This is a genomic window from Streptomyces sp. NPDC107581, assembly GCF_055657175.1.
Window position 1 is genome coordinate 37,134 of the sequence record NZ_JBVKBH010000010.1, and the last position, 20,671, is coordinate 57,804.

Below are 20,671 nucleotides of genomic sequence, written 5' to 3' on the forward strand. Positions count from 1 at the left end.
CGGGAGACCATGAACCTCTCCGACCAGCTCAGCGCCGTCGTGGCCGACGAACTCGCCCAGTGCTCAGTCACGGACGCGGTCATCTCCCCGGGCCTGCACTCGGGGCTGCTGGCCGCCGCCCTCTACCACCACCCGCTGCTCAGGCTGCACGTGCGCATCGACGAGCGCTCCGCGGGCTTCCTCGCCCTGGGCCTCGCCCGCGCCAGCGCCCGCCCGGTCGTGGTGACCTGTACCTCGGGCACCGCCGCGGCCAATCTGCACCCCGCGGTCCTGGAGGCCCGCCACGCCCGGATTCCGCTGATCGTGGTGAGCACCGACCGCAAGCCGATGTGGCGGGGGACCGGGGCCAACCAGACCACCGACCAGGCCCGGATGTTCGGGCAGGCCACCCCGTTCTTCGCCGAGCTGGACTCGGTTCCCGGCGATGCCGCGACGACCCGCTACTGGCGCTCCGTGCTCTCCCGCGCCGTCGCCGAGGCGGCGTCCGGCGGGCCCGTGCAGATCAACCTGACGCTGCCCGACCCGCTGGAGAACACCGCGGAACCGGGTGGCCCGGACTGGCCGAGCCCGGACTCCACCGAGCGGCGGCCCGCGGTGCGCATCACCCGGACGCCCCCGCAGCCGGAGCCGCTCGAGGTGCCCGCGCGCGGGGTGGTGGTGGTCGGCGACGCCGCGGCGGACCCGCAGGCCGCGGTGGCCTTCGCCGAGCAGGCCGGCTGGCCGCTGCTGGCCGAGCCGCAGAGCGGCGCGCGCCAGGGCCCGAACGCCGTGACCAGCTACGGCTATCTGCTGGCCCATCCCGGCTTCCGGGCCGTCGCGGCACCGGAGATGGTGGTCAGCGTCGGCCGGCCCGGCGTGAACCTCGCCCTCCTGAACTTCCTCGGCTCCGCCGGACGACTCGTCGTGGTCGACCCCGGACACGACTGGGCGGACCCGGCCCGCACCGCCACCCGGGTCGTGTCCCGGCTGGGTGCGCCGCAGCAGCCGGAGAGCGACCCGGACTGGCTGCGGCTGTGGCAGGACGCCGACAAGGCGGCGCTGGAGACCCTGGACCGCACCCTGGACGAGGGCGGCCTCACGGAAGCCCGCGTGGCCCGTGACCTGACGGCCGCCCTGCCGTCCGGATCGCTGCTGTTCGCCGGCTCCAGCATGCCGGTGCGGGACGTGGAGCGCACCATGCGCCCGCGCGCCGACCTGAGGGTGCTGGCCAACCGGGGCCTGAGCGGCATCGACGGCGCCGTCTCCAGCGCGCTCGGCGCCGCCTACGCCCACCAGGAGCGCGGCACCGGACGTGCGGTCGCGCTGCTCGGTGACCTGTCCCTGCTGCACGACCAGAACGGCCTGCTCACCGGGGCCGCACCGGAACGGCCCGACCTGACGCTCGTGGTCATCAACAACGACGGCGGCGGCATCTTCTCGATGACACCGCGCACCGCGTCGGCCGACTGCTTCGAGACCATCTTCGGCACCCCGCACGGTGTACGGGTGGCCGATGTGGCGCGCGCCGCCGGCTGGCCGTGCACCCGGGCGGAGTCCGTGGCCGAGGTCCTGGCGGCGGTGCGCGAGCCCGGACCACGGCTCGTGGAGGTGATCACCGACCGGGAGGCCAACGGTGCCTTCCACCGGGTGCTGGCCGAAGCGGTGATGCAGAGCGTGACGGAAGCGCTGACCCACACCGCGGCCTCCTCCGCCGCCGGTTCGGACTGAACGGCCGTGGCGCCGGCGCGCTCGTGGCGCGGCAATCCGTGGGCCGTGCTCACCGTGGTCTCCGTGGGGTACTTCATGCCCCTGCTGGATCTGACGATCGTCAACATCGCCATTCCGGACCTGGTGTCCGACCTCGGCATGTCCCTCGACCAGATCCTGTGGGTCGTCAACGGCTACACGCTGGCGCTGGCGGCCCTGCTCATCACCGCCGGGAGAGTCGGCGATCTGCGCGGTCCACGGCTCGCCTTCGCCGCCGGGACCGTGCTGTTCACCGTCGCCTCGGTGGCCTGTGCGCTGGCCGCGGACCCGGCGCAGCTGATCGCGTTCCGTACCGTCCAGGGCATCGGGGCCGCGGTGCTGATCCCGCAGACCCTGACCATCCTGGCGCACACCTTCCCGCCCGAACGGCGCGGCACCGCCTTCGGCATCTGGGGTGCGGTGGCGGGCCTCGCCGCGATCGCCGGACCGACGCTCGGCGGGCTGCTGGTCACCGCCTTCGGCTGGCGGTGGATCTTCCTCATCAACCTGCCCATCGGCATCGTGGTGCTCTTCGGTACGTTCGCCGTGATCGACGAGATCCGCGAGACCCAGCCCCGGCGGCTCAACCCGCTCGGGGTGCTGCTGTGCACACTGGCTCTCACCGCGCTCTGCTACGGGCTCGTCGAGGGCCGCCGCTACGACTGGGGCACCATCACGTCGTTCGTCAGCATCCCCCTGGTGCTGGCCGCGGGCGTGGTGCTGCTGGCGCTGTTCCTGTGGACGCAGTCCCGCGTCCAGGACCGCGATCCGCTCATACCGTTCACGCTGTTCAAGGACCGCGAGTACACGCTGATGAACATCGTCGGCGGTGCCGTCAACGTCGGGATGCTCGGCTTCCTGCTGCTGTTCAACATCTATCTCCAGGCCGCCCTGGGCATGAGCGCGCTGCGGGCCGGACTCACCCTCGCCCCGGCCGCCCTCGTGTCGATGCTGCTGGCGCCGCTGACCGGGAGACTGACCGACCGGATCGACGGGCGCTGGATCCTGTTCGGCGGCCTGCTGCTGTTCGCCGCCGGCATGGCGTGGATGGCCGCGGTCGCCACGACCGACTCGGCCTGGTACACGTTCCTTCCCCCGCTGATCGTCGCGGGCGTCGGCATGGGCGGCACCTTCGCCCCGATGCCGGCCATCGCGATGCACGGAGTGCCGCCCGAACTCAACAGCGCCGCGTCCGGGGTGTTCAACTCCAACCGGCAGTTCGGCTCCGTGCTCGGCACCGCAGCGGTCGGCGCGCTGCTGCAGAGCCGGCTCGCCGCCGCGGTCGGCGAGCGGGCCACGGAACGGGCGCGGTCGCTGCCGCCCGGCTACCGCCGGCCGTTCACCGATGCCCTGAGGCACGCCGCCGACAGCGCGATCGAGGCAGGGGGCGACGGTTCTTCCCTCGCGGCCCCGCCCGGCGTCCCGCGGGCGGCGGCCGCGCAACTGCGCGAGGCGGGACGGTACGCGATGGCCCACGGACTGGTGGACGCCGTACAGCAGACCGTCGTCCTGCCCGTCGCGATGACCGTGCTCGCCGCCGTGTGCTGTCTGGCGGTGCGCTCCGCCGCGCGCCGCGTGAAGGATCCCGACGACCTCCGAGTGGAAGTGACCTCCGTATGAACGACACGCACGCCGCGTCCGCCGCCGCACCGGCGCCCGACCCGCAACGCACCCTGCTGGGCGTGCTCACCGGCTCCTGGACGGCGCAGGCGCTGTACGCGATCACCGCGCTCGGCGTCCCCGACGTGCTCGCCGACGGGCCCCGGTCGTCCGCGCAGATCGCGCGCGAGTGCGGAGCCCACGCCGACGCGGTGCACCGCGTGCTGCGCGCGCTGGCGTCGGCGGGCCTGCTGGAGCAGCAGGGCGAGGACGTCTTCGCGCTGACACCGGCCACGGCGCTGCTGCGATCCGATGCGCCGCGCTCGCTGCGCGAGACCACGCTGATGCTCGGCGAGGAGGTCTTCCGCTCCCTCGGCGGGCTCGTGGAGGCGGTGCGCACCGGGACGCCGGCCTTCGACCATGTGCACGGCACGTCCATGTACAGCTACCTCGAGGAACGTCCCGACGTCGCCCGCACCTTCAACGCCGCGCTCGGCAGCCGCGCCGCGGTCCCCGCCGCCTGGGCGGCGGTCGACCTGACCGGCGTCGGCACCGTGGTGGACGTCGGCGGCGGCAACGGCAGCCTGCTGGCCGAGGTGCTGGCCGCCCGTCCGGGCCTGCACGGTGTGCTGATGGAGCTGTCCGAGGCCGTCGCCCAGGCCCGCACCCGGTTCGCCGAGGCCGGTCTCGCGGACCGGGTGACCCTGGTCGAGGGGAGCTTCTTCGAGCGGGTGCCGGCGGGCGGCGATATCTACGTCCTCGCGCGCTGCCTGCACAACTGGAGCGACGAACGGGCGCTGGACATCCTGCGGACGGTACGGGCCGAGCTGCCGGCCGGAGGACGGCTGGTGATTCTGGAGAAGGTCATCCCCGCGGGCCCGGGCCCCAGCCCTGCCAAGCTGTACGACCTGCTGATGCTGACCATGGTCGAGGGCCGCAACCGCACGGCGGCGGAATACCGGGCGCTGGCCGAAAAGGCAGGGTTCCAGGTCGTCGCCGTCCATCCCGCACCGGCCGTCGACCCGTTGGGCGAGAGCGCGCTGGAAGTGATGGCCGTCTGAACCATTCCGGACGTGCGGCGTTCACCCCGCTGCAGCCCTGTGGCGTGCCGTCATATGCCGGGTGAGAGTGAAGTTTTCCCAGCGTTTTGCTGCACCCCGCCCATAATCCAACGGAACCTTATCGCGGGCCAGTCGGAACTCTCCAATCTTTACCTTATCGTTCGATATCGACTGGTAGAGTTCCTGGCATGACCCGCGAACGCGCACTGGTGCACGTCAGGGAATTGGAGGATGCCGCTCGGGAGCGGTTACCCTCGCCCGTTTGGGACTATCTGTCGGGCGGCAGCGGCGACGAATCCGCCGTCCATGCGAACCAATCCGTACTCGATCATCTGTGGCTGCGTCCCAGCGTCCTGACCGGCGCGGCCCGACCGGATCCGGCCACCGTCCTGCTGGGCCGCCGGCTCCGACTGCCGCTGGGTATCGCGCCCATGGCACACCACTGTCTGTTCCACCCCGAGGGTGAGACGGCCACCGCCCGTGGCGCGGGCACCGCCGGTGCGCTGTTCGTCACCAGCATCTTCGCCAACCGCACCCTGGAAGACATCGCCGGACAGGGCTCCGGTCCGCTGTGGCTCCAGCTCTACTGGCTGCGCCGGCGCGACCAGTTGGAGAAACTGGTGACACGAGCCGAGGAAGCTGGATTCACCGCCCTCGTGCTCACCGTCGACGCGCCCGTCGTGGCCCGCAGACCACGGGACATCCGCAACGGCTTCACCGTGCCCCGGCACGTGCGCGCGGTCAACCTGGACGAATCCGTGACGGCGGGGGTGCACCGGGCCACCGCGGGCACCTCCGCGCTGGCCGCCCACTCCGAGGAGCAGTTCGACGCGACGATCACCTGGCGTGACCTGGAGTGGCTGCGCGGCCGGACCCGGCTCCCGCTCGTGCTGAAGGGGGTGCTGACGGCCGAGGACGCCGTCCGGGCGGTCGAGCACGGCGTCGACGGCATCGTTGTCTCCAACCACGGCGGTCGCCAACTGCCCGGTGCCGTACCGGCGGTCGCCGCGCTGCCCGAGATCGCCGCGGCCGTGGCCGACCGGTGCGCCGTCCTCGTGGACGGGGCGTTCCGGCAGGGCGGCGACGTCCTCAAGGCCCTTGCGCTCGGCGCGCACACGGTGCTCATCGGCCGGCCCGCGCTGTGGGGTCTGACGTGCGCGGGGGCCGAGGGGGTCGCCGAGGTGCTCGGGCTGCTCGGGGCCGAACTGACCGAGGCGATGATGCTGTGCGGCCTGGACGCGCTGGCCGGCGTCGACGCCTCCCTGCTGTGTGCACCCCACGCGGGCCCGCTGAGACCGGCGCCGCTCGGACGGCCGTACCCGGCCCAGCTGTGACACACCCGCACCACCATCTGTCCGACCGTGCGTCGGATCACCGAGAAGCACACGGCACGCACACTACGTATGTCCACGGGGGGCACCACAGCCATGCGTATCAGCCATGACGTCAGCCAACTCTTCGTCCGCCGCCGGGAAGCGATGGGACTGACCCAGGAGGACCTGTCCCGGCTCAGCGGGCTGAGCGTCCGCATGATCAGCGATCTGGAACGCGGCCGGACCCGCAAGCCGCACCCGCGATCCCTTCAACTCCTCACCAAGGCCCTGGGGCTGGACAAGCAGGCGCTGGACCGGCTGGTCGAGGAACAGGCCCGCGCCACCGACCCCTTCATCCCGTCCCAGCGCACGTCCGAACCCTCCGTCGGCCCTGTCGTGGTCCCGCAGCAACTGCCCATGTCGCCGCGCCACTTCGTCGGACGCAAACGCGAACTCCTGTCACTGGACACACTGTTGGAACAGCAGGCCACCACGCCCGGCCTTGCCGTGGTCAACGGCCAGCCCGGAGTCGGCAAGACCGCCCTGGTGGTGCGCTGGGCCCATCAGCTCACCGACCGCTTCACCGACGGCCGGCTCTACGTCGACCTGCACCGCAACGGCAACGAGCCGCTCACACCCGGCGAGGCGATCCGCGACTTCCTGCACGCGCTGGGGGTGCCGGACGCGCGCATCCCGGGCGGCCTGCATGCGCAGTCGGCGCTGCTGCGCAGTGTGCTGGCGAACAAACGGGTACTGATGGTGCTCGACGACGCCGAGAGCACGGAACAGGTCACCCCGCTGCTGCCGGGCACGCCCGGCTGCGTCGCGGTCGTCACGAGCCAGCACAAGCTCACCTCTTTGGTGGCCCACCACGGCGCGCAGACCATCGGCCTGGACGTCCTCCCCTTCGAGGACGCGCGGGCATCGCTGGAGCGACTCCTCGGCCGCCGCCGGGTGGCCGCCGAGGAGGAAGCCACGACCCGGCTGATCGAGCTGTGCCGGCGCTCCCCGGGGACACTCTCGGTGGTCGCGGCGCACGCGGCACTGCACCCCGGCCTGCGGCTGACGACACTGCTCGCCCAGATGCCGGACCACTCCACGCCCCCGCTGACCGATTCGAACCTGTGCGGCCGCGCCACCGCGAGCTGCTGACCGGAGCCCGGCGTCGACCACGCCGGGCCCCTGCGGAGCCGTCCGGCCACCCACCCCCACCACTGCGGCTACACGCTGGTCAGCAGGTCGGCGAAGCGCAGCCCCAGCCACGGCCGGCGTCCGCCCGCCACCAGCCGCCCGCGCAGCACCTGGCTCCACTGGCCCGTGCGGCCGTAGCCGACCAGCAGAAAGGCGACCGGGTCGGCGGTGATGACACAGTCCACCGGGTCGCCTGCCGCCGTCACCCGCGCGGTGCCGTCGTCCACGGCGAACCGGTGGCGGGGGCCGCCCCGGAAACGCAGTTCGTAGCTGACGTGCATCCCGGCGGTGCGCCGCCGGTCCACATAGCCGGCGGCCATCGCGAGCACACCCTCGATGACCAGCTGCGCGTCGCGCCGCTCGATCCGCCAGGGGGCCCGCCGGGCCCGCGCGACGTCGAGACCGTGCACCAGCTGTTCGCCCAGCAGGCTGGCCGTCATCACGGGTACGGTCATGGTCAGTCCGTTGGTGGTGAGGATCGGTTCCTCGGGCGACCGCCCGGCCGCCGCCGCGGCGAACTCCTCCACACCTGCCTCGAGTTGCCCGGCGAGCACGGCAGGGTCCCGCTCGGTGAACTCGGCCAGCGCCCGTGCGTTGGCGGCGGCGTTCACCTCTCCGGGCGGGGCCCCTGGACCGACGGCCAGTACGGTGAGGACGTCCTCGGCCTTCGCCGTACCGGCGGCGTACCCGGTGTAGTGGCGTACCTCCGCCACCAGGTGCGCGGCGGTCTCGGCGACCGTCCAGTCGAGCCCGGGCACCGGGGCGCCCGGGTCGGGGACCGTGCGCAGCAGGGCCGCGGTGCGGGCGGCCTCCCGCCGCAGATCGGCGGTGGTGGGGGTGAACCGCGGGTCCATGACGCTCACCACACCCGCAGCCCGTGCAGCACCGGCTGCTGCCGCGGATCACCGAAGAAGGCGACGCCCGGTGCGTCGGGCTCGGCACGCCCGGTGATCCAGCGCACGAAGTCCACCGCGCCGGCGACCACCCGGGCGGTACGGCCGCCCGTACCGAGCCGGATGGTGCGCCGTGCGGCGCCCTCCACCACGAAGTCCACCGAACCGATCAGTTCCGCCACGGCCACGGTGTTCTGTTGCGGCAGCGCCGCCTCGATCCAGTCCAGCGTCGGCCCGAGGCGCAGTTCGTCGATGGGCGGCGGCGGCCCGGTCAGCGGCCCGCGCGGGCCGAACAGGTCGTACCGGATGTGCACGAAGTGATCGAAGACAAAGGCACAGGGCAGCGTCGCCGCCGGATAGGTGCCAAGGTCGCCCAGGTCCACCTCCCGGGCGCCGTCGCGGGCGAGGCCGGCCAGGGCGGCCGAGGCCTGCTCGCCGGCCTGCGCGTAGTCGGCGACGATCCGCTCCGTCGGCCAGGAGCGCCGTGCCTCGACGTAGACGTCCTGTGCGCGTTCCGTCGGCAGTCCGGTGGTGTCGGGCAGGGACGCGGGGGCCACCACCTTGGTGAACAGCGCCCCCAGATGGATGACGACGTCACGCACCGACCAACCGGGACAGCCGCTGTCGGCCTTCCAGTCGGCGTCGGTGAGCCCCGCGCAGACCTCCAGCAGGGCGTCGCGGTCGGCCCGCAGCGCCGCCATCACGTCCGTGGACATGTGCTCCTCCTCGGTGGGACCCGACCGGTCCCTCGCACCTGTGTGGAACTGCCTGGATGCAGGTCCAGGTCTATCAATCAGCCCTTGATCGCCTCCAGTACGCCGTCCCACAGGCGGGTCCGGGCCTCCAGCGCGATGGCGACCGTCTCCTCGCACTCCCGCCATTTGTCCTGGTCGTCGCCGCACAGATCGGCCAGCATCTGCATGGCCATCGGTGTGTGCTCCTCGCCGTCCACCTCGATGTGCCGCTCCAGGTAGTCGACGAAGGAACGAAGCCGGTCGCCCTCCTTCTTATTGACCGCGACGACCTTGTCGAACATGTCCGGGATCAGGTCCTCACGGCCGAAGGCGAACGCCGCCGCCTGGCAGTGCACCGGGGCGTTCTCGATGAAGTCCCAGGTGGTGGTGGCGAATTCGACGGCGGGTGCCGGAGCGCCCGCCTCCTTCAGCGAGGGCAGCACCGGGCGGCCGTCGCGCAGCAGCTCCAGAAGCGTCTCGATCGGGCCGGTGTCGGCCCCGGCCTCCGCCATACCGCGCAGGTACAGCTCGAAGTGGCTGAGGAAGCCGTCGCCGAGTTCGTCGCTCTCCTCGACCAGCACGATGTCGTTGATGAGCCGGCGGCTGGCGGCCGGGCCGGTCGGCAGCCACGGCACGGTGGTGCAGGTCAGCTTCTGCTGAAGGGACTTGAGCAGCGACATGAAGTCCCACACCGCGAAGACGTGGTGCTCCATGAACGTCGTCACCGCGTCGAGCCCGTCCAGGCTCCGGTAGAGGGGGTGGGCCACCACACGGCTGCGGGCCGCGTCGGCGGCCTGCTCCAGGCGGGCGATCCCGGGGTTGTCGATCTCCCAGTCGTAGCGGGACATGGTTCTCCTCAGAGACGGGCGGCGCCGCTGGGTGTCGCTGCGCCGCGCGGGTTCGGGTCGGGGTCGGTGGGGTGGTCAGGCGGGCAGGGCAGTGGACCAGTCGACGGGGGCGCCGTGCGTCCAGGCGGCTGCCACGGAGCGCAGGAAGCGGTCCGTGCCCCCGTCGTTGCGCCGGAGGGACTCGGTCACATGGCTGCCGGGCACCTCGCGCAGGATGCGCTGCAGGCCCCGGACGAGCACCGGGTGCGGGCTGCTCTCCACGAACCGCACGTGTCCGTCGGCCGCGGCGGCTCGCACCGTGGCCTCGAACCGCACGGTGTGACGCAGATTGCGGAACCAGTACGCGGCGTCGAGTTCGGTGCCGTCGACCCGGCCGGCGGCCACCGACGAGTAGTAGGGCAGCCGGCCCGGCCGGGGTGTGATCCCGGCGATCCCGGCGAGGAGGTCGTCGCGGATCCGGTCGATCTGCGGCGAGTGGGAGGGGTAGTCGACCTTGACCATGCGCGCCCGCAGCCCCTCCTCGGCGCACACCCGGACCAGTTCCTCCAGGGCCGGCACATCACCGGAGACCACCAGGTTGCCCGGCCCGTTCTCGGCGGCGATCGCCAGCCGGTCGGACCGCTCGGCGACGTAGCCGGCCGTCCACTCGTACGGCATCGGCACCGAGAGCATGCCGCCGCAACCGGTCAGGCTGCGCAGCACCTTGCCCCGCATGACGACGATCCTGACCGCGTCCTCCAGGCTCAGCACCCCCGCCACATGGGCCGCGGCCAGCTCGCCCTGGGAGTGGCCGATCACGGCCGTGGGCGCGACGCCGTACGCCTCCCACTGCGCGGCCAGCGCCACCATCATCGCGAACAGCGCGGGCTGTACGACCTCCACGCGCTCCAGAAGCTCGTCGCCCGCCTCGCCGGAGATGGCGTCGAGCAGTTTCCAGTCGGTCCAGCGGGACAGCTCGGCGGCCACCGCGTCGATGCGCTCGCGGAAGACCGGGGACTGCTCGTACAGGTCCGCGGCCATGCGCGGCCACTGGGACCCCTGGCCGGGGAACACCAGCGCGGTACCGGCCCCTTCGACCGCCTCGCCGGTGACCAGGCCGTCGTGGGTGCTGCCCTCGGCGAGGGCGTGGAGACCGTCGGCCAGGGTGTCGCCGTCGCCGGCGAGGACGACCGCGCGGTGCGGTCCGGCCGGGCCCGCGGCCAGAGCCTGGGCCAGCCCGGCAGGGGCGAGCCAGGGATCGGCGGCGAGCCGGGCCGCGGCCCGGGCGGCCAGCGAGGCCAGCTCCGGCGCCGTGGGAGCCCCCAGGGGGCACGGGAGGATGGACGGGGTGGACAAGGGGACCTCCGGTGTGCTCGATGGGTCGGTCGGTCAGTGCCCCATGCCGAGGCCGCCGTCGACCGGGACCAGGGCGCCCGTGATGTAGGCGGCCTCGTCCGAGGCGAGGAAGGTGACCGCGGCGGCCACCTCGGCCGGTTCGCCGAACCGGCCGGCCGGGATCTGGGACACCAGGTCGGCCCGGAACTCCTCGGACAGTCCCGCGTTGATGTCGGTCGGGACGAAGCCGGGCAGCACCACGTTGGCGGTGATCCGGCGCGAGCCCAGCTCCCGGGCCATCGCGCGGGCCATGCCGGTCATCCCGGCCTTGCTCGCCGCGTAGTTGACCTGCCCGGGGGCACCGCGCACGGCGGCGACCGAGGAGATCAGCACGATGCGGCCCCAGCCGCCGCGCAGCATGCTGCGCACGGCCCGCCGGGCGACCCGGTAGGTGCCGGTGAGATTGGTGTCCAGCACCCGGCTGAAGTGCTCCTCGCGCATGCGCAGCAGCAGCACGTCGTCGATGATCCCGGCGTTGGAGACCAGCACTTCGACCGGGCCGTTCGCCTCCTCCGCCCGCACGAAGGCCTCCTCGACCTGTTCCGGCACGGTGACGTCGCAGCGCACGGAGAGCAGATCCGGGTCGGGCGGGCCGGACGCACGGCAGGTGACGGCGACGCGATCGCCCCGGTCCCGGAAGGCGCGGGCGACGGCGAGACCGATGCCGCGATTGCCGCCGGTGACCAGAACCGACCTTCCCATCGGGTGCTCCCTCGTGTGGTGACGGCGTACTGACGGTGTGAGCCGTGCCGTGACGGCGTACTGACGGTGTGAGCCGTGCCGTGACGGTGTGCTGACGGTGTGGGCCGTGCCGTGACGGTGTGCTGACGGTTGGGGCCGCCCGGCGACGGTGTGGGCGAGCCGCGCGGTGGCGGTGTGCTGACGGTGCGGGCCGCGTGGTGACGGTGCGGGCCGCGCGGTGACGGCTTCGGTCGCCGCGAGCCGCGCCGTGGCGGTACGGCCCGTGACGTGGGCGGGGTCGCGTGGTGATCAGGCGAACGACGCGATCTGGTGCGGCAGTCGGGCGGCCGGGCCCGGCTGTACGGTCATGATGCGGGCGCGGCCCTCGCCGCCCCGGTCGAGCAGGTCGGCCAGTACCCGGCGCGGTGACCCCGGTGATGTGGCCGCGGCCTGCTTCAACTGGGCTACTGCGGACGAGAGTTCGTCGACCAGGGGTTCCAGGGCGGCGGCGACCGCCCCCGCGTTGCTGCCGAGGATGTCGCTCCACAGCCCGGTCTCACCGGCCGCGATCCGGGTGGTGTCGCGGATGCCCGCGCCGCACAGGTCGACCACCTCCTGCGGTGCGGCACCGAGTGCCGAGGCCAGCGCGCTGGCGACGACATGCGGGGCGTGCGAGGTCAGGGCCACCGCGCGGTCGTGCTCGGCAGGGGTCATGACCACCAGCCGGCCCCCGCACGCCTCGACCAGCTCCAGCGCGGCGGCCAGCGCCGCGGCACCGGTGCAGCGGTCCGGGGTGAGCACCCAGGGGCGGCCCACGAACAGCTCGGCGCGCGCCGCGTGCGGGCCCGACTGCTCCGAGCCGGCCATGGGATGCCCGCCGACGAAGCCGTCCAGCGTGCAGCCGGCAGCCACGGCGGCCCGGTGCACCGACTCCTTGGCGCTGCCCACGTCCGTGTAGCAGTGGGCGAGCCCGCGGGCCTGCTGCTCCCGCAGGACCTGGGCGATCTGCCCCGGCGGCACGGCCAGTACGGCAAGATCGGCGGGCTCGCGGGGCGGCCCCGCGTGTCCCCCGCACCGCACGGCGGCCTCCGCCTGCCGCGCCGGGTCACGGTCGAGCACATGAACCGCGGTACCACGGACGGCGAGTGCCATACCGATGGAGGTCCCGATCAGACCACCGCCCACGACGGCCACAGTGCGCATCGCCCGTCCCCGTCAGTCGTCCGCGCCGACGGCCCAGAGCGTGGGGCAGTAGGCCGGGTCGGCGTAGTCGGGCCGGCCGTCGGGCGTGCGCCGCACCAGGACGTCGTGGTTGTAGACGACCTCGTTGCCGTCGCTCAGCTCGTGCCGGACGTAGGTGTTGGCACCGTCCTGGAGGTGCAGCGAGATCGCCCGGCGGGGCCAGCCGCTGACGTTGGCGCCGCTGCCGTGGTAGGTGCGGCAGTGGTGGAAGCTGACGTGTCCCTTGGGAAGGCGCATGGGCACCTTGGTGACCCGGGCGCCGTTGTGCCGTGCGTTCTCCTCCAGCATGGCTTCCAGTTCGGAGCGGTCGCGCTCGGCGAAGTGCCGGGTGGCGCTGTCCCGGCCGCCGGTCTCCTGCCACCGGTGACTGCCGTCGATCATGGTGATGGTGCCCATCTCGTCACCGCAGTCGTGGAACGGGATGAACGCGGTCAGCATGCGCTGCGAGGAGCAGGTCGCCCAGTAGTGCTTGTCGAAGTGCCAGGGCACCACATTGCTGGCCTCGTCCGGCCGCGGCGGCTTGTAGATCATGGTCGCCTGGAAGACACGTATCTCCTCGGCCTGCGCGAGCCGTGCCGCGACCGCTCCGATCAGCGGCTTGCGCAGGATGGAGGCGATGCGGTCGTCCTCGTAGTGCACGTAGTCGTGATGGCGCTGGACATCGCCGTCCTCGGGCGTCCAGTACGCCAGCCGCGGCGGCCGGACGGGCAGGGTGCGGTCGCGGTGACCGGCGTAGAAGCGGTCGCTCGCGGCGGTGAGCATGTCGATCTCGTCGTCCGTGAACAGCTTCCGCGACAGGTACCAGCCGTGCTCGGCGTAGTCGCGGACCTCGTCGTCCGTCGGCAGCAGTGCCTTCTCTTCCTCGGTGAGTTTGAAGTCCGGCTGTGCGTGGCTCATGAGCCCTTCTTCCGATCTCTGTGTCTCGTCCCGGTCAGACGCCGGCCTGGGCGGGGCGGGCGCTGTCGCGTTCCACGGCCTCGTACAGGGCCCGGATGTTGCCGCTGCCGAAGCTGCGGGCCCCGCGGCGCTGGATGACCTCCATGAAGTAGGTGCGCCGCACGTGCATGGACTGGGTGAAGATCTGCAGGATCTCGCCCCAGTGGTCCCGGTCGATCAGCACGTTGTGGCGGCGCAGCTCGGCGAGGTCGACGTCCGTCTCGCCGACGCGGTCGGTGACGGCGTCGTAGTAGCTGCCCGGGGTGGTCAGGAACCGGGTGCCGCGCCGCTCGAGACGGCCCACCGTGGTGAAGATGTCGTCGGCCAGGAACGCCAGGTGCTGGACGCCCGCCCCGCCGTGCCGGCTGATGAAGTCGTCGATCTGGCCGGGGGAGTGGGTGGTGTCGGGCTCCAGGATGGTGAAGGTGACACCGCCGGAGTCGGACTGCACCACCTTGGAGTTCATGGCCTGCGCGCCGACCTCGATGTACTCCTCGAAGATCTGCGTGAACCCGAACGCCTTCTCGTAGTGCTCGACCGTGGAGTCGAGTTCGCCGGCCGGAACGCACACCGCGATGTGGTCGACCAGCCGCAGCAGGTTCTCGCCCTCCTCGGGGTCGGGCGCCAGGTACTGGGTCACGCCCGGCAGGAAGGCCTCGGGGTCGCCATGGCGCTCGACGAACCGGTGCGTGACATCGCCGAACCCGGCGACCTCCGCGACCACCACGCGGGCTTCGGCGTCCGTGTACTCCACCGGTTCGCGCACCGGCCGCGCACCGCGGGCCACCGCCTCGCGGAACTCGCTGCGGGCGTCGTCCGCGCCGAAGGCGATCACCGCGGCGCCGTCGCCGTGCCGGGCGACGTAGCGGGCCGCCTCCGCCTCCTCGGTCAGGGCCGAGGACATCAGCAGCCGGATCCCGCCCTGCCGCAGCAGCAGCGAACGCTGCCCGGGCCGCCCGGCATCGGCACCGGTCTCCGCGCACAGCCGGAAGCCGAGGGCGCTGCAGAGGTAGAACGAGGCCTGCCGGGCGTCGCCGACGTAGAACTCGACGTGGTCAATTCCTGTGATCATGGCGTTGAATCTCCCTGCTCGGGACGGCGTACGGTGGCGCGGAACCGGCAGACGGCATCTCCCTGGGTCATGCAGGCGCTGCGGCTGTCCTGGACGTCGAGGCCCATCCCCTCGAACCAGCCCGCCCGCATCTCCAGACAGGGGCAGCGGTAGTCGTCGAAGGAACGGGCGGCCTTGAGCATCTTCAGCGCGAAGTGCTCGGTGACCACCGTCTCGAAGGTGTCGTCGTCCACGGGGGTGTGCTGATAGTTCGTCATCTCCTCGGGCCACATCGCCCGGGGGATCTCCTTGAAGTACTCGACGAACTCGTCCATCGGCAGCTTGGCGTGGTCGACACCGTGCCGGGCCACGAACCAGCGGGCTACCCGGCGGGCGACGAACTTCATCGCCTCCGCGTTGATCTCGTTGGCCGCCTCCTGGCCGTACCGCTTCTTCACCCCCTGGTACCAGCGGGCGTCGTGCAGCCACCAGAAGGTGTGCAGCGGCAGCTCGCCCCGCTCAGTCATCGGCGCTCCCCTGCACACGGTGCTCCCGGGTGGAGGGCGCGCCGAAGGCGAGCGAGATGTTGTGGCCGCCGAAGCCGAAGGAGTTGGACAGCGCGGCCCGCACCTCGGTCTGCACCGCCTTGGAGCGCACGTGGTTCAGCTCGCAGTGCGGGGCGACGTTGTCCAGGTTGTGGGTGGGCGGCAGCGTGCCGTGGGCCACGGCCAGCACGGTGGCCGCGGCCTCGAAGGCGCCGGAGGCACCCATGAGATGGCCCGTGACGGACTTGGTGGAGCTGACCGGAGGGGTCTCGTCGCCGAACAGCGCGCGGATGGCACGGGCCTCGGCCACGTCACCGAGGCCGGTGCTGGTGGCGTGCGCGTTGATGTAGCCGATGTCGGCGGGCGCGAGCCCGGCGGAGGCCATGGCCCGGCGCATGCACTCGGCGGCACCGGAGCCGTCCGGACGGGGCTTGGTGACGTGGTAGGCGTCGGTGGTGGCGCCCCAGCCGATGACGTCCGCGTACCCGGCCGCGCCCCGCGCGTCGGCGTGCTCGGCGCTCTCCACCACGAAGAAGGCGGCGCCCTCCCCGAGGACGTAGCCGTTGCGGTCCCGGTCGAAGGGGCGGCTGGCGCGCGTCGGGTCGTCGTGGCCGTGGGCCAGCGAGTTGGCGTTGACGAACGCGGCGGCCACCGTGGGGTGCAGCGGGGCGTCGGAGCCGCCGCACACCACGACGTCCGCCTCGCCGCCCCGGATCAGCCGCAGCGCCTCGGCGAGCGCCTGGCCGCCGCCCGCGCACGCGGTGGACAGCAGCAGGCTGTAGCCGCGGATGCCGTATTTGATGGCGATGCGCGCCGCCGACATGTTCGGGATCATGCCGGGGCACAGATACGGGCTGACCGCCTGCCGGCCCCGCTCGCGGCGGGCGGCGGCGTGCTCCTCGTACGTGCGCAGCGGACCGCCCGCGGTGGAGGCGACGACCGCGGTGCGGTCCGGGTCGCTGTTCTCGCCGACGGCCAGTCCGGCGTCCCGGACGGCCTGCTCGGCGGCGGCCATGGCCAGCACCAGATAGCGGTCGACGCCGGGGTCGATCGGCGGCTTGAGCACCTCGTTCGGGTTGATGTCCGGGGCCTGGGAGACCACTTCGACGTTCGAGGCCTCGGCCAGTTCGGGGGTGGGCCGCCGCAGCCCGGAGGCTCCGGTGCACAGTGCGTCGAAGGTCTCGCCGAGGTCCCGGCCCAGGGAGCTGACCACCCCGATGCCCGTGACGACCGCTCCGGTGCGTCCTTGCGTGCTCATACGGTCTCCGCCTTTCCGCCGGTCGACGCGGCGGCCCGCGCGGTCCGGTCCTTGTAGCGCTCGCGCAGGATGGCCTTGCGTACCTTGCCGGTGGGGCCGTGCGGGATGTCCTCGTCGGCGACGACGGTCACACCGCGCACGGTGGCCGCGACGTGTTCGTCCAGCGCGGCGCGCACCCGGGCCACCAGGTCCTCGGGGGCCGGGCCGCCCGCGGCCAGGCTGACGAGGATCTCGGTGGCGACGGTGGACTCGTCCTCCGCGACGGCGATCACCGTGCAGTCCAGTACCTCGGGGCAGCGGGCGAGGATCTGCTCCTCGGACTGGGCGGTGTGCAGATACCGCCCCCCGCTGAGGCTGACGGTGTCCACCACCCGGTCGACGTGGTAGTAGTAGCCGGCCTCGTCGCGGTAGACGAGGTCGCCGGTGAGGAAGAAGCCGGAGCGCCGGGTGCGGTAGGTCGTGACCGAGTCGTTCCAGTAACCCGGGGACAGCGTGGGCGACTTGACGCCCAGCTCACCGATGCGGCCGGCCGGCAGCGGCAGACCCAGCTCGTCCAGGACGGCGACCTCGGCGAAGGCGTGGGGCTTGCCGATGCACCGGTTGTAGCGGTCGGTCTCGGGCGTGTGCGTGATGAAGAACATCGAGTGCCCCATCTCGCTGGAGCCGAGCCCGTCCATGAAGGTGGCCCCCTCCCGGCGCTCGGCCCCGCCGCGTGCGGGCACCACCCGGTGGCCCACCGAGACCAGCTTCCTGATGTGTGCCTCGTGGGCGGCGTCGCCGGTGTTCCACCACATCTGGACGGTGTCGAGCCGGTACCCGTCCAGGTCCTCGGCGACCAGCTGCGGCCAGGTGGCCGCGAAGCCGAAGACACAGGACGGCTGCCAGCGGTCGATGGCCGCGAGGACGCCCTTGCCGTCCTGGTCGGAGAGCATGAGCAGTTCGATACCGCTGCACAGTGCCAGCGTCACCGCGATCACCATGGCCGCGTGGTTGGCGGGCAGTGCGCTGAGCATCCGGTCGATGGTGCGCGGCCGGGGCAGCGACAGCCGGTGCCGGGTGGCGGCGAACAGGCTGGCGTGGGTCGCGGTCACCGGCTTGGGCAGCCCGGTGGTGCCGGAGGAGTGGGTGATGACGGCGGCGTCGCTCGGGTGGAAGCGGTACTGCGGCGGGGCCTGCGCCGGATCACCGCCGGCGGCGTCGGCGATGTCGCAGTGCAGGATGCCGGGGAACGGCTCGGCGCCCAGCCGGGCGCGGTGCGCGGCGTCGGTGAGCAGGGCCCGCGGCTGCACCTTGCCGAGATAGGCGCGTGCCGTGGTGCCGTCCATGTTGGTGTTGAGCAGGGCCGGCACGGCACCGAGGCGGGTCAGCGCGAAGAAGACCAGGACCTGGTCGGCGGCGGTGGTGGCGTAGACCGCGACCGGGTCGCGGGGCCTTACCCCGACGCCGTGCAGCCAGGCGGCGCGGGCGGCGACCGCACGGTCCAGGTCGCGCAGCGTCAGCCGCTGCCAGGCCGGGTGTGCGTCGACCTCGGAGTCGAAGGTGATGCCGGACTCCGCGTCGTCGCCGACGCGGGCGACCAGCGTGCTGAGCACATTGCCGACGCCCAGCTCCTGGTCGGCGGCCAGCTCGGCGCGCAGTTTTCGAAGGGTCATGGGGGCAACTCCCTGTGATGACCGGGCAAGTGGGGTGGGAAGGCGCGCGGGTGCCGTGGGGCCGGGCGGGCCGCAGCCCGGCGGCGCGTGGCGCGCGGATGCCGGGTGCCGGGTGCCCTATGCGGCCGGGATGCGGGAGGCCGACTCCTTGGCGATCTGATCGATCGTCATCATGGCGAAGCGTTCGGTCTCGTCCTCGTCGATGTGCACACCGAACCGGTCCTCGAGCTGCATCACCAGATCGGCGACGGCGAGCGAGTCGAGGTCGATGCCGGCCGGTCCGAGCGAGCTGGAGCCGTCGACCGCCTCGGGGTCGAAGCCCATCTTCACCAGGGCGCCGATCAGGTACTGGCGGATCTCGTCCATCACTGGTGGACTTCCTCTCATGTCGGTGCGCCCGGTGCATGATCCGAACGCGGTCACTGTGGTGCTGGCCCCCGCCTGCGGGGACCCGTCGGCGGCAGCCCGGCGCCTGCTGGCGCGCATGGCGCGGGCACTGGGCGTGCCGGTGCCGGCCGGCGCCGTGCCACGGGTGGCGTACGACGCCGCGGGCAGCCCCTATCTGTCGGTGGCGGACGGGGCTTCGCGCGGGGTGGACGGCGATGCGCTGTGCCGGGTGAGCATCAGCCACTGCGCCGATGTGGTGGCAGTGGCGCTGTCCGGGGCGGCGATAGGCGTCGATGTGGAGGTGGCCCGGCCGCTGCCGTTCGTGAACCTGGCACGCCGTTGGTTCGACCCGGCCGAGGCCGCCTGGCTCGCGGAGCGTTCCGAGGAACAGCGCCCAGGGGACTTCTTCCGGCTGTGGACGGCGAAGGAGGCACTGGGCAAGGCGCTCGGCGTGGGTCTGCGAAGCGGCGGCACCCGGCGGCGAGTTCCGCTGCCCCGGCGCCTCGGGACGCCGTGGACGCCGTTCCCCGGCAGGCCCTTCGCACTGGCGCTGCCCGACTGCCCGCCGGGCCTGGTCCTCGCGGTCGCGACGGCGGAACCGGAAGGGCCACCGCCGCCCCTGCGGGTGTACGGCACGGGGGTGGGCGGCTGCCGGCCCTGGCACCGGACGGACGCCTCATGACCGGGGCACGCTCTCGCGGGCCGCGGCGAGCACCGAGGCGTTGCGGACCGGCTTGCCGCTGCTGGTGCGCGGCAGGGCGGGCAGTGCGTGGACGGCGCGCGGGCGTTTGTAGGGGGCGAGGCGCTCCTTGAGGAAGGCCTCGACCGGCGCGGTGCCCTGCCGTGCGTCGTCGAGCGCCACGTACGCCCGGATCGCGCCGTCGTGCACCACCACGGCCGCCGTCACCCCCGGTGCGTCGGCCAGCAGTTGCTCCACCTCGTTGAGGTCGACCTTCAGACCGTTCACCGAGATCTGCGAGTCGAGCCGGCCGAGCACGGTGATCCGGCCGGTGCGCGGATCGACCGCGCCCGCGTCCCGGGTACGCAGCCAGCCGTCGGCCCAACGGCCGGGATCGGTGGTCCCCAGATACGGGGACGCCGGGCGGCGCAGCAGCAATTCCCCGTCCTCGACGCGGAATTCATGACCGGGGGCAGGGGCCAGCGAGGGCCGGTGCGCCCCGGATATGTCGGTGGCCATCACGCCGGCCTCGGTCATTCCGTACATCGTCCCGATCCGCACGCCGTAGCGGTCGGCAAAGGAATTCCACAGTTCCTCTCTGAGGAGTTCACCGCCGGTGATGGCACGTTCGAAGAGAGGAGTTGCGGGCGGGCTGGAAACCCGTGCCAGCAATTCCAGTTGAGAGGGCACCGCGAGGAGTGCGGCGGGCGCGTTCGCCGTGGCGAGACAGCGCAGGATCCCCTCCGTGCCGGTGTGCCGGGGCAGCACCAGCTCGGCGCCGGTGTGCAGGCTGTTGAGCAGCCCGCCGACCAGTCCGAGCACATTGGTCATGGACGCCAGGGACACGACCTGCTGCCCCCCGGAGGGGAACCCGTCGATGCGGGTGTACCGCTCGACCTCGGCGACCAGGTCCTCGGCGGTACGGCCGATGATCTTGGAGGGGCCGGTGGAGCCGGAGCTGAACTGGATCAGGACGTGCCCGGTGGTGGCGGGCTCACCGCCCGGCAGGGCCACGACCTTGCTGCCCACGTCGTGGAAGCCCCGCATGGGGCGGGCGACGGCGCCGACCGGTTCCACCGCCAGCTGCGGCCGCAGCCGCTCCAGACACGAGGTCACCTCGTAATCGGTGAACCGGTGGTCGATCAGGATCGCCTGGGCGCCGGCCCGCCAGACGGCGAGGACGACGGTGATGTACTCCAGGGAGGGCGGCAGGTGCACGGCGACCGACGACCCCGGCGCGGCCCCGGCGTCCGTCAGACGCGCGTGGCGCTCGGCCACCAGCTGCCGCAGCCGCTGCCGAGTGACGGCCTCGTCCAGCCGCAGCACGACCTCGCCGTCGGGGCCGGCCAGTAACAACTCGTCAACGTCCACCTGTGCCCCATCTCCTGCCCGAAAAACGGTGACCGGCTCTCCGCCGATGTCCTCCAGCATTTCTCGGCCGGGCCACCGCAGTCCATGAGATCTGACCGCAGAGCCGAACGCAGTTACCGGCAGATTTCGGC

At 72.5% G+C, this 20,671-nt stretch carries 19 protein-coding genes; 6 read left to right on the forward strand and 13 right to left on the reverse strand.

Annotated elements, in window-relative coordinates; translation table 11 throughout:
* Positions 1–9: 9 nt before the first annotated feature.
* From menD to ACZ7P3_RS25230, 5 genes are all read left to right on the forward strand, one after another.
* Positions 10–1,707 (forward strand): 2-succinyl-5-enolpyruvyl-6-hydroxy-3-cyclohexene-1-carboxylic-acid synthase, encoded by a 1,698-nt coding sequence (gene menD / locus ACZ7P3_RS25210; protein WP_472085300.1) that lies wholly within the window; start codon positions 10–12, stop codon positions 1,705–1,707.
* Between the two features lie 6 nt (positions 1,708–1,713).
* Positions 1,714–3,345 (forward strand): DHA2 family efflux MFS transporter permease subunit, encoded by a 1,632-nt coding sequence (locus ACZ7P3_RS25215; protein ID WP_472085301.1) that lies wholly within the window; start codon positions 1,714–1,716, stop codon positions 3,343–3,345.
* Positions 3,342–4,385, forward strand: coding sequence for a methyltransferase (locus tag ACZ7P3_RS25220; RefSeq protein WP_472085302.1), 1,044 nt, complete (start codon positions 3,342–3,344; stop codon positions 4,383–4,385). The genes ACZ7P3_RS25215 and ACZ7P3_RS25220 overlap by 4 nt, the downstream gene beginning before the upstream one ends.
* 188 nt (positions 4,386–4,573) lie before the next feature.
* Entirely contained in the window at positions 4,574–5,719 is a 1,146-nt protein-coding gene (locus ACZ7P3_RS25225; protein ID WP_472085303.1) for an alpha-hydroxy acid oxidase, read from the forward strand.
* A 93-nt stretch (positions 5,720–5,812) separates the two neighbouring features.
* Entirely contained in the window at positions 5,813–6,850 is a 1,038-nt protein-coding gene (locus tag ACZ7P3_RS25230) for a helix-turn-helix domain-containing protein (RefSeq protein WP_472085304.1), read from the forward strand.
* A gap of 68 nt (positions 6,851–6,918) precedes the next feature.
* Here ACZ7P3_RS25230 and ACZ7P3_RS25235 read toward each other — a convergent pair whose 3' ends face one another.
* The 12 genes from ACZ7P3_RS25235 to ACZ7P3_RS25290 form a co-directional block, all read right to left on the reverse strand.
* Positions 6,919–7,743, reverse strand: coding sequence for a maleylpyruvate isomerase family mycothiol-dependent enzyme (locus tag ACZ7P3_RS25235; protein WP_472085305.1), 825 nt, complete (start codon positions 7,741–7,743; stop codon positions 6,919–6,921).
* A 5-nt stretch (positions 7,744–7,748) separates the two neighbouring features.
* On the reverse strand, positions 7,749–8,498 hold the full coding sequence (locus ACZ7P3_RS25240; protein WP_472085306.1) for a maleylpyruvate isomerase family mycothiol-dependent enzyme: 750 nt from the start codon (positions 8,496–8,498) through the stop codon (positions 7,749–7,751).
* Positions 8,499–8,575: 77 nt separating this feature from the next.
* The gene (locus ACZ7P3_RS25245; RefSeq protein WP_472085307.1) at positions 8,576–9,364 is read right to left on the reverse strand and encodes a DUF3050 domain-containing protein; all 789 of its coding nucleotides are present in this window, start codon (positions 9,362–9,364) and stop codon (positions 8,576–8,578) included.
* Positions 9,365–9,439: 75 nt separating this feature from the next.
* The gene (locus ACZ7P3_RS25250) at positions 9,440–10,699 is read right to left on the reverse strand and encodes an acyltransferase domain-containing protein (protein ID WP_472085308.1); all 1,260 of its coding nucleotides are present in this window, start codon (positions 10,697–10,699) and stop codon (positions 9,440–9,442) included.
* Between the two features lie 33 nt (positions 10,700–10,732).
* Positions 10,733–11,440, reverse strand: a complete 708-nt coding sequence (gene fabG / locus ACZ7P3_RS25255; protein ID WP_472085309.1) for a 3-oxoacyl-ACP reductase FabG — start codon at positions 11,438–11,440, stop codon at positions 10,733–10,735.
* Between the two features lie 288 nt (positions 11,441–11,728).
* A complete protein-coding gene (locus ACZ7P3_RS25260; protein ID WP_472085310.1) occupies positions 11,729–12,622 on the reverse strand; it encodes a prephenate dehydrogenase in 894 nt (297 codons plus the stop codon).
* A gap of 12 nt (positions 12,623–12,634) precedes the next feature.
* A complete protein-coding gene (locus ACZ7P3_RS25265; protein ID WP_472085311.1) occupies positions 12,635–13,558 on the reverse strand; it encodes a phytanoyl-CoA dioxygenase family protein in 924 nt (307 codons plus the stop codon).
* Between the two features lie 34 nt (positions 13,559–13,592).
* Positions 13,593–14,669, reverse strand: coding sequence for a 4-hydroxyphenylpyruvate dioxygenase (gene hppD / locus ACZ7P3_RS25270; protein ID WP_472085312.1), 1,077 nt, complete (start codon positions 14,667–14,669; stop codon positions 13,593–13,595).
* Positions 14,666–15,175 carry an L-2-amino-thiazoline-4-carboxylic acid hydrolase gene (locus ACZ7P3_RS25275; RefSeq protein WP_472085313.1) on the reverse strand — a complete coding sequence of 170 codons (510 nt, stop codon included), beginning with the start codon at positions 15,173–15,175 and terminating at the stop codon, positions 14,666–14,668. The genes hppD and ACZ7P3_RS25275 overlap by 4 nt, the downstream gene beginning before the upstream one ends.
* Entirely contained in the window at positions 15,168–16,451 is a 1,284-nt protein-coding gene (locus tag ACZ7P3_RS25280; protein WP_472085314.1) for a beta-ketoacyl-[acyl-carrier-protein] synthase family protein, read from the reverse strand. Before ACZ7P3_RS25280 ends, ACZ7P3_RS25275 begins: the two co-directional genes overlap by 8 nt.
* A complete protein-coding gene (locus ACZ7P3_RS25285; protein ID WP_472085315.1) occupies positions 16,448–18,103 on the reverse strand; it encodes a class I adenylate-forming enzyme family protein in 1,656 nt (551 codons plus the stop codon). Before ACZ7P3_RS25285 ends, ACZ7P3_RS25280 begins: the two co-directional genes overlap by 4 nt.
* 117 nt (positions 18,104–18,220) lie before the next feature.
* Complete coding sequence (locus ACZ7P3_RS25290) at positions 18,221–18,469, reverse strand: acyl carrier protein (RefSeq protein WP_472085316.1); 249 nt, start codon at positions 18,467–18,469, stop codon at positions 18,221–18,223.
* Positions 18,470–18,488: 19 nt separating this feature from the next.
* Here ACZ7P3_RS25290 and ACZ7P3_RS25295 point away from each other — a divergent pair, with 19 nt between their 5' ends.
* Positions 18,489–19,172 carry a 4'-phosphopantetheinyl transferase family protein gene (locus tag ACZ7P3_RS25295; RefSeq protein ID WP_472085317.1) on the forward strand — a complete coding sequence of 228 codons (684 nt, stop codon included), beginning with the start codon at positions 18,489–18,491 and terminating at the stop codon, positions 19,170–19,172.
* On the opposite strand, the gene ACZ7P3_RS25300 is transcribed toward ACZ7P3_RS25295, so the two are convergent.
* Entirely contained in the window at positions 19,167–20,540 is a 1,374-nt protein-coding gene (locus ACZ7P3_RS25300; RefSeq protein ID WP_472085318.1) for a class I adenylate-forming enzyme family protein, read from the reverse strand. The genes ACZ7P3_RS25295 and ACZ7P3_RS25300 overlap by 6 nt on opposite strands.
* Positions 20,541–20,671 lie beyond the last annotated feature (131 nt).